The organism is Trinickia mobilis (genome assembly GCF_017315705.1).
Taxonomy (GTDB): Bacteria; Pseudomonadota; Gammaproteobacteria; order Burkholderiales; family Burkholderiaceae; genus Trinickia_A; species Trinickia_A mobilis.
Map to the genome: position 1 here is coordinate 24,052 of NZ_JAFLRF010000029.1, position 12,969 is coordinate 37,020.

Consider the following 12,969-nt stretch of genomic DNA (forward strand, 5'->3'; position numbering starts at 1 on the left):
AATCAGGAGACCACCATGAAAAGCACCTCGCTGTTCGAAGCGTTCAACAACGCGCCACTCAACGCCTTCCACAAGAAAGTCACGTTTCTATCGGGAATGGGCGTGTTTCTCGAAGGTTATGATTTCACCAACATCGCCTCCGCGCTGATTTTTCTGATTCCATACTTTCATCTGAAGCCGGCGCAGATCGCGCTACTCGCTACGTCCACGTATGTCGGCACGATTGCCGGCGCGATTTCGATCGGCTATCTCGCGGATCGTTTCGGGCGCAAGTTCATGTATATGGCGGACATCACGCTCTACGCGCTATTTGCGCTGCTGAGCGCGTGTTCGACCTCGTACGAAATCCTCGTGATCGCGCGTATCGGCCTGGGCTTTGCGATCGGCGCGGACCAGGCCCTGAGCTTTACGATCATCGCCGAATTCGCGCCGCGCAAATTGCGCGGCAAGCTCAACGCCAGCACATGGATCATGTGGACCGTCGCCAGCGCGGCGACATATCTGCTCAGCTTCGGACTCAATCCGCTGCTCGGCGGCGAAACGTGGCGCGTGCTGTTCGGCATTGCGGTGATTCCGTCGATCATCGTCTTCATCGGCCGGCGCGATATTCCGGAATCCCCGATGTGGCTGGTTCGGCAAGGACGTCTCGAAGAAGCGCGCGAAGCGATGGACACGGTCGTGCCCGGCAGCGGCGCGAGCCTGAGCGGTGCGATCGATACGCCGAAGGGCGCAGCGCGGGGGATCGGCTCGCTGTTTCGGACTAAAGCGCAGACGTTCAATACGCTCTACATCTTTTTCATGTGGTTCTGCATCACGTTCAATACGTATGGCGTCGGTTATTTCACGCCGTACATTCTGCGCACGCTCGGCTTCACCGACACGCTTTCGCTACTCGGCGGCGTCGTGGTGTCGCTGTTTGCCGTGATCGGCTCGATCATCATGTTCCTGTCGGTCGAACGCGTGGGACGCAAGCCGCTCGCGACCGCCGGTTTCATTCTGCTCGCGATCATCGATCTGGGCCTCGCACTTGCCAGCGACTCGCACGTGTTTGCGCTGCTGCTGGTGCTGTTCAGCGTGTTTCAACTGGTGGCGTGGATCGGACCTGCGGGACTCGTGGGCGTCGTGGCGCCGGAAGTATTCCCGACCGATATCCGCTCGTTCGGCACGGGCCTCGCTGCGGGTATCGGCCGGGCCGGTGCGATTGTCGGCATCGTGATGTTTCCGATCATGATGCGAGCCGGTGGCCTGAAGTGGGCCATGCTGATGTTCTGCGCCGATGCGGCGATTGCGGCGATCGCGATGATCGTATTCGGCCGCGAAACCAAGGGGATAGTGCTGGAGTGAAACCCGCAACCAGTTGTGGCAAAGGTATTGTCAAGTTATCAAGCGATATGCGCTCGAACACGCAGTATATTAGAATAACTAATTTAAATGGCAAGACGCTACAACATCGGAGCGCCCGTCACGCTTTCTCACGCCTCGAAGGCCTGGGCGCGTAGCGCCCGCTTTTGCTTTGCGTCGGTGTGGTAGCGGCAATGCATCGGCGTTGTTGAATAAATCGATCTTCCGGCCTGAGGGCGGGCGATCTGGCGTTCTGTCGCGCTAACGCGGTGAAGTAGAATCGGTCGAACCACAAAGCATGACGCGCATGATGGCAAAGACGAAGACGCCACGCAAGACGCTGCCCACCGGCATTGGCAGGAGCTGGCGCGTCGACGAGACCTACGTCAAGATCAAGGGCCAATGGAAATATCTGTATCGCGCCGTCGACAAGGCGGGCAATACGGTCGATTTCCTGCTGCGCGCCCATCGTGACAAGGCCGCAGCACGGCGTTACTTCGAGAAGGCGATTGATCAGAACGGCGAGCCCGAAACGATCACGGTGGAAAAGAGCGGCGATAATCTGGCCGCCCTTGAAGCGCTCAGAGCTGAGCGGCCAACGCCGATCAGGATCCAGCAAAACAAATACCTGAACAATATCGTCGAGCAGGACCACCGCGCCATCAAGCGCATCATCAAACCGATGATGGGGTTCAAAGATTTCCGCTCTGCGCGCATCATCCTGTCCGGCATCGAGATTGCGCACATGATCCGCAAGGGACAGATGTGTGACGATGGCGTCGCTTCGACTGCTGCCGAGCAATTCTATTCTCTCATGATATAAGCAGTCCTCTTCATTATAGGCACTTGCTCGCCCTATCATCCTTAACGCGACACAACCCTCGAAGCGGACTCATTGCTGGCTCGCTCGTCAAAAACCCGAGGATAACCAACCGGCCCTCCTCCGATTTGCACCAGAACCCCATTCGCGACCGAACGATGCTCGACGGTAGCGAGCATGCGGCCCCGAGGCGAACACTGCTGAGGCGCGGCGATGCCGGACACCGCTATCGCGTCACCGCTTGAATATTGCTTCCAGATCCACTTCATCTTCGACGACATCAAGATTCAGCGCGCCCTCAATGTGGTTGAGATGATCAAGCATGAGTTGCGCGGCTTTGTCGCCGTCGCCTTGGGCGATTGCATCGGTGATGGCGGTATGCTCGTCGGCACGGCAACTGACGCTGATCGGCGTGTTGTACAGCAAGACGACCAGACACGTTAGCGTAGAAAGTTCGCGCAGGCTGCGCGTGTACGAAGAGTTTCCGGCGAGCGCTGCCGCGAGATTGTGAAATTCGCCGGAGAGCCGGATGACCGCGCGCTTGTCGTCGCGTGCGCGTGCGTCCATTTCGAGGCGCACGTGCTCTCGCAACTGCGCGAGTTTCTCCGGTGTAATGTCGCGCGTCAGTCGATGCATGACGGCAGGTTCGATCAATCGGCGGGCTTCGAACACATCGCGAGCCTGGTCGACCGATGGCTTCGCCACGAACCAGCCTTTCTTCGGGTAGAGCTCCACGATCTGTTCGTAGGCCAGCCGGCTCAATGCATCCCGGACTCGCGCCCGGGTCACGCCGAAGATGCTGGCGAGCCGCTCTTCCGCCAGCTTGGTACCGGGCACCAGCCGATGCTCGAGCAACGCGGCATAAATCTTCTCATAAATCTCTTCACTGCTGTTGTCGCCGTCACGGGTCTTGCGGGGCTTACGGATTTTAGTTTCGCCAGCGGTTTTTAGCATGTGCCACGTCTGATTGAAAATAAGTCGCACGTCCGCATTGACATGTCGATGCTCTGACATCGGTATTGCCTCGCACAGCACTACCGCGTATACGGATGTTCTTTGATCCAGTGCCGCGCGATGTCGACACGGCGAGCGATCCACACGTCATCATGCTTCATCACGTGGTCAATAAACCGCTCAAGCCCGGCCGCGCGTGCCGGATGCCCGATGAGCCGCATATGCAGTCCGACCGACATCATCTTAGGCTGCGTCGCACCCTCGCGATACAGCATATCAAAGGTATCGCGCATGAACTCGAACCACTGGTTGCCAGTGCCTACCGAACGCGCGTACTGGCCGTCGTTGGTAGTCAAAGAATAGGGTATCACCAAATGCGGCTTGCCCTGAACGGTCTTCCAGAATGGCAATTCGTCGCCATAGTAATCGGAATCGTAGAGAAAGCCGCCCTCCTCGACCAACAGCATGCGTGTGTTCACGGAAGGCGAGTAACGGCAGTACCAGCCGTACGGACGCTCGCCCGTTGTGCGCGCCAACGACTCAATCGCCAAGCGAATGTGCTCGCGCTCGATCTCCTCGCTCAAACCGTAATGCTTGATCCACCGCCAGCCGTGACTGCACACGTCGAAACCAGATGCACGGATCGCAGCGGCCGCTTGCGGGTTGCGCTCCAGCGCGAGGGCGCAACCGTACACAGTGAGCGCGAGACCGCGATCCTGGAAGATCCGCATGAGACGCCAGAAGCCGACGCGGCTGCCGTATTCGAACAGGCCCTCCGCCGCGAGGTCGCGGCCGATCACGCCTGAATTGAGTCCATGCGATTCCGTGAACCACGTCTCCGTCGCATCTTCGCCATCGGCGATGGACGGCTCGGAACCTTCTTCATAGTTCATGACGAAATTGATGGCAATGCGAGCGTTGCCCGGCCAGTTTGGACTGGGCGGATTCGCGCCATAACCGATGAAATCGCGGCCCGGATCCATGTGGTTTCTCCCGTTCCTTAAAGATAGAATGCGGGTCAGAGCATCACATCGCCGCCGTTCGGCGACAGTGTCTGCCCGACGAAATACGCGCCGCCCGTCTCGGATGCGAGCAGCAACGCGGTCGGTGCAATTTCATCGGTCTGGCCGAAGCGGCCTGCCGGCAACTCCGTGAATTTCATCGCACGCCATTCGTCGCTTAAACCGGCGAGCATTGCGGTCTCGACCGGTCCCGGCGCGATGGCGTTGACCGTGACGCCGTGCGGTGCACCTTCATATGAAAGCGCCCGCGTGAAGCCGACCACGCCTGCTTTGGATGCGCAGTAGTGGCTCGTGTCGTGCGCCCCCTTGTAGGCGAGTTGCGATGCAATGTTGATCACGCGGCCGTATTTGCGCGCGATCATGTCGGCGAAAAACTGCTTCGTGACGAGGAAAGTGCCACGCAGGTTGACGGCCATCATCCGGTCCCACTGCTCGATCGATAGATCCACGAAGGACGTCTCGCCGCCGATGCCGGCCGCGTTCACGAGAATATCGACCGGGCCCAGATGTTCGCGGCTCCAGGCGCCGAGGTCGCGAACCGAGGCCACGTCGGTCACGTCGCACTCTGCCACAGCGACGTTGGCGCCCTTTGTTGCTAGCTCGGCGGCCAGCGTGCTCGCCCCCTGCGGATCACCGAAATGCGAGATGCCAGTCTTGGCTCCATGTGCCGCGAATAGCTGCACGATGGCCCTGCCAATCCCGCTGTTACCGCCTGTCACGAGCGCTGTCCTTCCGCGAAGAGAAAAGGATTCCACGATGCTGCTCCTTCAAATAAGGGTTAATCGTTGTTCGACAGCCAGTTCGCGTAAGCGCGAATGCCGGCTTCGATGTCAAACCGCGGGCGATAGCCTAGGTCCGCCGCCGCAGCGGAAATATCGAAGCGTTCCTGCATTTCGTCGAGCGGATCGGGGCCACGCGCAAGCTCGATATCGGCAGACGGCAGCACGCGGCGCACGATCCCGGCCACCTCGCCGAGCGTTAGGCGGCTGTCGCCAGTAATGTTGTAAGTACGGCGGCGCAGGCTCGGTGCATCGAGTGCCGCGACCAGCGCAGCGGCGGCGTCTTCCACATAGATGTACTGGCGATAAAAGTCCTCGCCGTACGGAACGCGCGTCGGGCGTCTCGCCATCGCATCAGTAAGCATGGTGCGGATCATGCAATCCGTCGTGCGATGCGGACCGTACACCCACGACAAGCGCAAGCTCACGCCATCCACTCCGTATTGCTGCGCGTAGGCCGCCACCAGTTGTTCGCTCGCGACTTTGCTCGCGGCGTAGAGACTCGCCGGCGCCATCACGACGTCCTCTTTCACCGGCGCCGGCGGCGTGTTGCCGTATGCGCTGGTCGACGAGCAGAACACGAACCGGCGCGCGCCGTAAATGCGGGCGAGTTCCAGCATGTTCGCCGTGCCGACAATATTGACCTGGACCATCGAGACGGGGTTGTCGCGTGCGACCATCGGACCGGAATAGGCGCCGCAATGAATCACGCCCGACAGCCCCCCGCCCGCGAGCGCATGCAGTCGATGCACGTTACCCACGTCGCATTCAGTCACCGTCATATCGTCGATTGAAGCACCGCCAAGGCGATCAATCGCGACCACTTTGTCGCCGCGCGCGAGCAACTGTCGGCATACCGCGCGGCCTACCAATCCTGCCGCGCCGGTGACCATGATTCTTTGCTGGACGCTCACTGTTTTTCTCCTGCAACGTCGAGATGATGAACACTCATAGCGACTTCTTCGATAGGAAGTTCCGCTTGCAGCAGCTTCCGTGTGTAATCCTCGACCGGCCGGTTGAAGACCGTCGCCGCTTCACCCATTTCGATGATCTTGCCGTTGCGCATCACCGCGACGTAATGCGCGAGCGAGCGCACCGAATTCAGATCGTGCGTAATGAAAAGCGCCGACAAGCCCATTTCCGCCTGAAGATTGCGCACGAGGTCGATAATCTGCGCGCGCACGCGAATATCGAGTGCAGTGGTGGGTTCGTCGAAAACCACGAAGTCGGGGTTCGCCGCAAGCGCGCGCGCAATACCCACGCGTTTCTGCTCGCCGGCCGTCAACTCATGCGGATATGCGGACGCGTGTTTGCGCGAAACGTTGACGAGATCCAGCAACTGCAGAATTCTTGCGTCTCGGTCGGCGCGCGAAAGCCTCGGCGCGAGCGCCAGCGGTTCAGCAATCAGCTCCCGAACCTGCCAGCGCGGATTCAGCGAGACATACGGCTCCTGAAAGACCATCTGCATGCGGCGCCGCATGGCGCGGAATTCGCGCCCTGTCATGTCGAGCGTGTTTTTGCCGTCGAAGCGAATCACGCCGGCGTCCGCCTCGAGCAGCCGCAGCAGGCACTGGCCGGTGGTCGTCTTGCCCGAGCCGCTTTCGCCGACCAAAGCGAGCGTTTCGCCTTGAGCGATGGAAAACGATATGTCGTCTATAGCGCGTACGACCGCGTGATTCCGGTCGGACACGAACGTTTTGACCAGATGCTCGACCTCGAGCAATGGAGGACGCATCTTTACGGCCGCGACGGGGACAATCGCGCGGCCCGCATCCCGATCGATCTGTTCATTCGACTTGAGCAGCGCCGGGCGAACCTTCGCGGCATCCAGCATTTCGCGGCTATAGGGCCGGTCCGGCGCCTTCAGAAACTGCCCGACAGGCGCCAGTTCGATAAGCTTGCCGTCTTTCATGATGCCGACGCGGTCGCAATAATTGGCGACCACGCCCAGGTCGTGAGTCACAAGCAACACGCCCAACCCGAGGTCCTTGCCCTTTTGCACCAGCAGATCGAGGACTTGCAGTTGAATGGTTGCATCGAGCCCGAGCGTGGCGTCATCGGCGAGCAAGATCTTCGGCTGCGCGATCAGCGCCATCGCGATCACCACGCGCTGCGCCATGCCACCCGACAACTCGTGCGGATACGCATGCGCGCGCGCTTGCGGATTGACGATACCGACTTGCCCGAACAATTCGATTGCTTCCCGCCATGCCTCTTTCCTGCCGATGCGCTTATGCACTCTCAGCACGCGTACGAGTTGCGCGCCGACCGTCTCCACGGGATCGAGCAGCATCTTCGCGTTGGTGCCGATCAAGGCGACATCGCCCCCGCGATAACGCCGTTTCTCGTCTGCCGGCATATCGAATACGGACTGCTGGTTAAGCGTTATCCGGCCGCTTGTTATTCGTCCGCCTTCCGGCAACAAGTCGATGATTGAGCGCGCAAGAATCGATTTACCCGCGCCTGTCTCTCCTACGATCCCGAGGATCTCGCCCTTGCGCAGGGAAAAGCTGACCGCATCGAGGACTCGCCGCGCAGGCGCGTTGTCGAAGCAGACTGAAAGATTCTCGACTTCCAGCAGCGCCTGATTCGCATGCACACTCATTGCCCACCCCGCGATGTGGGCTCAGCCAGGCGCTTGACGGCATCGCCGAGAATCGCGAACGTCAGCACCGAAATGATGATGGCGAGACCTGGGAACAAGGCCGCCCACCACACGCCGAGGATCATCTGCTGCGCGCCGTTGGCAACCATCAACCCCCATTCCGGCGTCGGCATGCGGACGCCGGCGCCGACGAACGACAACCCGGCGGTCAGCAGGATCGCCATGCCGATGCTGATGGATACCTGCACGATAGCCGGCGTCATCGCATTCGGCAGGATGTGCCTGAACATGATGGTGAGGTCGGTGGCGCCGCTGCAACGCGCCGCGCTGATAAACGGCCGGTCGCGCAATGACAGCACCTCCGCGCGGATCTGCCGCGCGAACATGGGAATGAACAGGACGGCCAGCACGATCGCGACATTCCAGATCTCTTGTCCCATCACCGAAACCAGCGCCATGCCGAGAACGAAAACCGGAAACGACTGTATGAAGTCGAAGATGCGCATGACAAGCGTGCTCAGCAGGTTCTTGTAGAAGCCGATCAGAAGCCCGATTGGAACGCCGACCACGAACGCGGTCACGACCGCGGTCACGCTGATGAGCAGGTTGATCCGCGTGGCGTAAATAACACGCGAGAGTATGTCCATACCCGATACGTCGGTACCGAACCAGTAGTGCCACGACGGCGGCCTTAGCGTGTTCGTGGGATCGGCATTGACCGGAGAATGCGGCGCGATCAGCGGCGCAAACACGATCAACACAACCTGAAGCGCGAGTAGCGAGAGACCGAATATAAGCGTGGCGCTTAGCCGGCCGCCGCGGTAACTGGAGGGCAGTTTCATATTTCAATCCTCGGATCAGCCAGGCCGTAGAGCACATCGACGGCGGTGTACACCACCAGGATAAAGACCGCCGCGACCAGCACAAAGCCCTGTAGCGCGGGGTAGTCGCTGTTCAGGACGGCTTGCACCGCGTACTGGCCCAGTCCGCCCCACGCAAAAATGGTTTCGACCAGCACGGCTGCTCCAAGCAGGAAGCCGAACAGAAAGCCGATCATGGTGATGATCGGCGGCAAGCTGTTGCGCAATGCGCTCCGCACCAGCGTGCGTTCGGACAAACCCGATGCGCGCGCATGACGAATGAACTCGCTTTTGTAATTGTCGGCGAAGACGGATTGCGTCATCTTCATCAAGCCCCCCGCGTTGACGATGGTCAACGTGAGAACCGGCAACAACAGATGCGACACAGAAGAGCGGAACGCTTCCCAGTCGCCGGCCAGCGCGCTGTCCACGGTATAGAACCCTGTGACGGTCGGCGGCGGCGTGATGAAAGAATCGACCCGACCGAAAGGCGCGGGCGCCACACCCGCCAGATGAAACAACGTATAAATGAGCAGCAACCCGACCCAGAAGTCAGGAATCGCGCCTGCCGCGAGTCCGTAAATGCGGCTACCGCGATCCGCCCAGCCGCCCTTGCGGACCACCGACGTCACCGCCACGCCCACGCCGAGGATCACGGTGAGGATCATCGAGTACGTAATCAATTCGAGCGTGGCCGGTACGCGTTGCAACAGATCAATGGTGACCGGGTTCGACGTGAACAGCGAGGTACCGAGATCGCCGTGAAGCAATGCCCTCAAATAGGCGCCAAACTGCGACCAGATGGAGCCGTTGAGATGCAGACGCTCACGTAACGCCGCAATCGCGTCGGGCGTCGCCAGGTTGCCCAGCATCAGCAACGCCGGATCACCAGGCAACAAGCGAATGAGCATAAAGGTGGCGAACATCACGGCGAACATCTGCGGAATCAGGACGCCGATCCGCGCGATGACAATGCGAACCGATCGCGGGATCGAACGCCAGCTAGAAAAGAGAACCATTGCGCAACTCCTCGAGCCGGGGTCATACAGGTGAGAATGACATCCGTTTGTTCGCACCTGCCTCGATCAGCTCTTGGAAAAGTCGTACCAGGTGTTGCCGTTCGTCGTGTTCCAGCTATAGCCCTTCACGTTCGCACGGGTCGCGAGCTGGTAACCGGGGTTGATCAGGAACACCCAAGGCGCCTGTTCCATGACGAGTTGTTGCACGCGTTCCATCGACGTCTTGCGCTTCGCCTCGTCGGTCAGCGACAGACTGTCGTTGATCAGCTTGTCCACCTCCGGGTTCTTGTAGCGCGAGTAGTTGATCAGCGATGCGCTGTTGAGCCATAGGTTCGTGACGTACGCAGCATCGGGTACGATCGCCATATCGCGGAAGAAGTACATCGGGATCTCGCCCTTGGAATAGCGCTCAACCAACGTGGATGCTGGCAGCTTCTCCAATTCGACGTCCACTCCGATCTTCGAAAAAGCCGTCTTCAGGATGATCGCCACTTCCTCTTCCGTCTGGTCGCCCGTGGGATAGCCGAGCTGCGTCTTGAAACCTTTTTCGAGCCCCGCTTCTTTCAGAAGAGCGCGTGCCTTGTCGAGATTTTCGGAATAGCTGTAATACTTGTCGGTGTACGCGGGATAGATCTCGGAATCCGGGCTCTTGGTCGGGCGCGCCGTACCGTAGAACACCGACTTCAGAATCTGGTCGCGTGGCACCGCGTAGTTCAGCGCCTGTCTGACCTGCTCGTTATTGAACGGCGCCATCGTGTTGTTCATCTCCACGCGTTGGACGTAATTGCCGTAGACCTTCCACACCTTTACGGCCGGCAATTTTTCGAGCGTGGCCAGCTCGCGCGGCTCGAGCCATTCCGCTACATCGACAGCGCCGGCCTCCAGCGCGGCCAGGCGGTTTGCCGAAGTCGGCATCTCGCGAAAGATAATGCGCGTCAGTTTCGGCGCGCCACGGTAGTAATTCTTATTGCCCTCGTAGATCACCTCTTGCCCGGGCGCATATTTGGTGACCTGGTAGGGCGCGAATGACGCGGAATGACTTGCAAGCCAGCGCGAGCCCCACGGGTCGTCCGGCGTAGTGTGCTTCTTGACTTCAACTGAATCGATGATGCCAAGATCGTTATTCACCCACAGCCGTTCGATCAGCGGCGACGGCGTGGGCAACGTCACCTTTACGGTCTGATCGTCGATTTTCTTGAACGCCGCGTTGAAGTCTTTGATCTTCAACACCTGCGTCATGTACCAGCGGAACGTGGCTTTCAGATTCCATCCGCGTTCGAAGGTCCACATGGCATCGTCGGCGGTGAGCGTATTGCCCGCGTAGCTTTTTACGCCCTTGCGCAAGTGAAACGTGATCGAACTCTTATCCGGCGACGTTTCCCAGCTCTCCGCAAGCGCGCCCTTCAACTTGTCGAAGTTCTCGACCATGACACCGTTCTCGCCCGGCTTCATCTCATATGACAGCAGGCGCTCATAGATATTGCGGCGCGCTTCGTGACCCGCTTCCGTGGGCGGGTACTCTTGATCCAGCGATTCCGGGGTGCGTGGCCCCGCGACGAGCAGCACCGAATTGTTGCTCTGGGCCAGCACGGGCGCCGAGCCAGTGCCAATTGACATGACAACCGCCGCTATCAACAACCGTGCAACATAGGTGGCTCTTACCCGTGCCAACGCTGACACGCAGCTGCCGTCGTACAGTTTCGACATGACGCACTCCTCGCTTCGATGAGATGGAATAAGGCGATGCAGATTCATAGATATTTTGGATACCTATCCTTTGCTTGCGGTGACCGGCAGACTGACACATCACGTTACAGCTTCATTTACCGCCGTTTCCCGGCGGCTTGCGTGGGACGATGGTCGGCAACCCGCGTGGAAGGAACCATCCTCGGCCCGGCGTCCCGAGAAATTGCCGTCCGTCCCACACAACGTCGCCCCGGGCGATCGTATAGGCCGGCCACGCGTCGAGCGCCCAGCCTTCATACGGCGTGTAATCGACAGCGTGGTGCAACATCGAGTTGGTGAGTGGCGTACGGTGTTCGTCCCAAACCACGATGTCTGCGTCGGACCCGATCGCGATTGTCCCTTTTCGCGGATGCAACCCATAGGTCTTCGCCGGATTCGTGGCAGTCAGTTCCACGAACCGGTTGAGCGAAATCCGGCCTGTCAGTACGCCTTCCGAGTACAACAACGGCAGACGCGTTTCGAGGCCCGGGATACCGTTCGGGATGTAGGGGAACGCCACTTCGCCGCCGCCCGGCTTTTTGCCGAGGTCGTCATCGAACGAAAACGGTGCATGGTCAGAGGAAAAAACGGTGAACGTACCGTCGGCCAGAGCGCCCCAGATCACCTGCTGATTGGCGGCGTCGCGTGGCGGCGGGCTGCACACGCATTTGGCGCCTTTGTAACCGTCGTCAATACCGAGATCGTCGGCGGTGAGGAAAAGGTATTGCGGGCAAGTCTCCGACAGAACCGTCAACCCTCGGCTGCGCGCCCACTGGATCTGTTCGACCGCTTCGCGCCCGGAGACGTGGACGATCAGCACCGGCACATCCACCAGCTCTGCCAAGCTGATCGCCCGATGCGTGGCTTCCCGTTCAACCAGCATCGGCCGCGATGTCGCGTGATAGCGCGGCGCAGTCAGCCCCGCTTCGAGCAGGTTCTCGGTCAGCCAGGCGATGCACTCGGTGTTTTCCGCATGGAGCATCGCCATTGCGCCATGCGATCGGGCGAGTGCGAGCAGGCGAAGGATCTGACCGTCGTCGAGCTTCAGATCGTCGTAGGTCATATAGATCTTGAACGACGAATACCCCTGCGCGATGAGCGCCGGGAGTTCGTTCGCCACGACTTCGGGCGTGGGGTCAGTCACGATCAGATGAAAACCGTAGTCGATACTCGCCCTACCATTTGCCCGCCGATGGTAGTCGTCGACCGCCGCGCGCAACGAACCGCCCTTTTGTTGAGCAGCAAATGGAATCACCGTGGTCGTGCCGCCGCAGGCCGCCGAACGCGTGCCTGACTCGAAGTCGTCCGCCATTCTTGCGGGCGGCGGAATCGGCTGATCGAAGTGACAGTGCGCGTCGATGCCGCCCGGTGTCGTGATGCGGCCCTCCGCGTCGATTTCGCGCGCTCCCTTCGACAGCTTTACACCCAGTTGAACTATCTGGCCGCCGGCCACGCCGATGTCGGACATGAACGTATCGCTGGCTGTCGCCACCTTGGCGTTGCGGACCACGAGGTCAAATTCTGCGCTCATTGATGCTCCTGTCAAACGGATCTTGTCGACAAGCCTGCCGGAGTATAGCGCTCCAAAAAAATGTCAATAAAATTTTTCGTATGCTTGCAATATTGCATATATGTTGTCAACATCATTGCTGACAACAGACCGGGTGGCACGAAAGAACAGGAAGAGATTGGGGTAATCGTACTTTTCGTGCATGCATGGGCCCGACGTCTTTTGCAAGCTTCTTTTTCGTGATGTCGAAACGGTCTGCACGCATGTATCCGGCTTGCCCGATGGGCGATCGCCGAAGGCATTGTCGCGATAACGATTGCAGGGTGAGCAAAGT

General features: G+C 59.6%; 10 protein-coding genes and 1 pseudogene. 2 read left to right on the top strand and 9 right to left on the bottom strand.

The features are described from left to right. Nucleotides 1-15: 15 nt before the first annotated feature. The gene (locus tag J3489_RS27565; protein ID WP_207003591.1) at nucleotides 16-1,344 is read left to right on the top strand and encodes an MFS transporter; all 1,329 of its coding nucleotides are present in this window, start codon (nucleotides 16-18) and stop codon (nucleotides 1,342-1,344) included. 349 nt (nucleotides 1,345-1,693) lie between these two features. After that, nucleotides 1,694-2,164 (top strand): annotated as a pseudogene (locus J3489_RS27570) (IS6 family transposase); the annotation flags it as partial. Nucleotides 2,165-2,395: 231 nt separating this feature from the next. On the opposite strand, the gene J3489_RS27575 reads toward J3489_RS27570, so the two are convergent. The 9 genes from J3489_RS27575 to hydA all read right to left on the bottom strand — a co-directional run bounded on the left by J3489_RS27575 (nucleotide 2,396) and on the right by hydA (nucleotide 12,656). After that, nucleotides 2,396-3,175, bottom strand: a complete 780-nt coding sequence (locus tag J3489_RS27575) for a GntR family transcriptional regulator (protein WP_242540361.1) — start codon at nucleotides 3,173-3,175, stop codon at nucleotides 2,396-2,398. A gap of 20 nt (nucleotides 3,176-3,195) precedes the next feature. Continuing rightward, entirely contained in the window at nucleotides 3,196-4,098 is a 903-nt protein-coding gene (locus J3489_RS27580) for an allantoinase PuuE (RefSeq protein ID WP_207003593.1), read from the bottom strand. 35 nt (nucleotides 4,099-4,133) lie between these two features. After that, the gene (locus J3489_RS27585) at nucleotides 4,134-4,856 is read right to left on the bottom strand and encodes an SDR family NAD(P)-dependent oxidoreductase (RefSeq protein ID WP_207003594.1); all 723 of its coding nucleotides are present in this window, start codon (nucleotides 4,854-4,856) and stop codon (nucleotides 4,134-4,136) included. Between the two features lie 59 nt (nucleotides 4,857-4,915). Beyond that, a complete protein-coding gene (locus J3489_RS27590; RefSeq protein ID WP_309491433.1) occupies nucleotides 4,916-5,830 on the bottom strand; it encodes an NAD-dependent epimerase/dehydratase family protein in 915 nt (304 codons plus the stop codon). Further along, the gene (locus J3489_RS27595; RefSeq protein WP_207003595.1) at nucleotides 5,827-7,521 is read right to left on the bottom strand and encodes an ATP-binding cassette domain-containing protein; all 1,695 of its coding nucleotides are present in this window, start codon (nucleotides 7,519-7,521) and stop codon (nucleotides 5,827-5,829) included. The genes J3489_RS27590 and J3489_RS27595 overlap by 4 nt, the downstream gene beginning before the upstream one ends. Continuing rightward, nucleotides 7,518-8,363, bottom strand: a complete 846-nt coding sequence (locus J3489_RS27600; RefSeq protein ID WP_207003598.1) for an ABC transporter permease — start codon at nucleotides 8,361-8,363, stop codon at nucleotides 7,518-7,520. The genes J3489_RS27595 and J3489_RS27600 overlap by 4 nt, the downstream gene beginning before the upstream one ends. Then, nucleotides 8,360-9,400 (bottom strand): ABC transporter permease, encoded by a 1,041-nt coding sequence (locus J3489_RS27605; protein WP_207003600.1) that lies wholly within the window; start codon nucleotides 9,398-9,400, stop codon nucleotides 8,360-8,362. The genes J3489_RS27600 and J3489_RS27605 overlap by 4 nt, the downstream gene beginning before the upstream one ends. 66 nt (nucleotides 9,401-9,466) lie before the next feature. Further along, the gene (locus J3489_RS27610; protein WP_207003602.1) at nucleotides 9,467-11,017 is read right to left on the bottom strand and encodes an ABC transporter substrate-binding protein; all 1,551 of its coding nucleotides are present in this window, start codon (nucleotides 11,015-11,017) and stop codon (nucleotides 9,467-9,469) included. Nucleotides 11,018-11,219: 202 nt separating this feature from the next. Next, nucleotides 11,220-12,656 carry a dihydropyrimidinase gene (hydA, locus tag J3489_RS27615; RefSeq protein ID WP_207003610.1) on the bottom strand — a complete coding sequence of 479 codons (1,437 nt, stop codon included), beginning with the start codon at nucleotides 12,654-12,656 and terminating at the stop codon, nucleotides 11,220-11,222. Between the last annotated feature and the right edge of the window lie 313 nt (nucleotides 12,657-12,969).

Bases quoted from the DNA above. Each gene is read 5' to 3' on its own strand.
- hydA (WP_207003610.1), bottom strand. From the start codon at position 12,656: ATGAGCGCAGAATTTGACCTCGTGGTCCGCAACGCCAAGGTGGCGACA.
- J3489_RS27565 (WP_207003591.1), top strand. From the start codon at position 16: ATGAAAAGCACCTCGCTGTTCGAAGCGTTCAACAACGCGCCACTCAAC.
- J3489_RS27600 (WP_207003598.1), bottom strand. From the start codon at position 8,363: ATGAAACTGCCCTCCAGTTACCGCGGCGGCCGGCTAAGCGCCACGCTT.
- J3489_RS27575 (WP_242540361.1), bottom strand. From the start codon at position 3,175: ATGTCAGAGCATCGACATGTCAATGCGGACGTGCGACTTATTTTCAAT.
- J3489_RS27595 (WP_207003595.1), bottom strand. From the start codon at position 7,521: ATGAGTGTGCATGCGAATCAGGCGCTGCTGGAAGTCGAGAATCTTTCA.
- J3489_RS27580 (WP_207003593.1), bottom strand. From the start codon at position 4,098: ATGGATCCGGGCCGCGATTTCATCGGTTATGGCGCGAATCCGCCCAGT.
- J3489_RS27610 (WP_207003602.1), bottom strand. From the start codon at position 11,017: ATGTCAATTGGCACTGGCTCGGCGCCCGTGCTGGCCCAGAGCAACAAT.
- J3489_RS27605 (WP_207003600.1), bottom strand. From the start codon at position 9,400: ATGGTTCTCTTTTCTAGCTGGCGTTCGATCCCGCGATCGGTTCGCATT.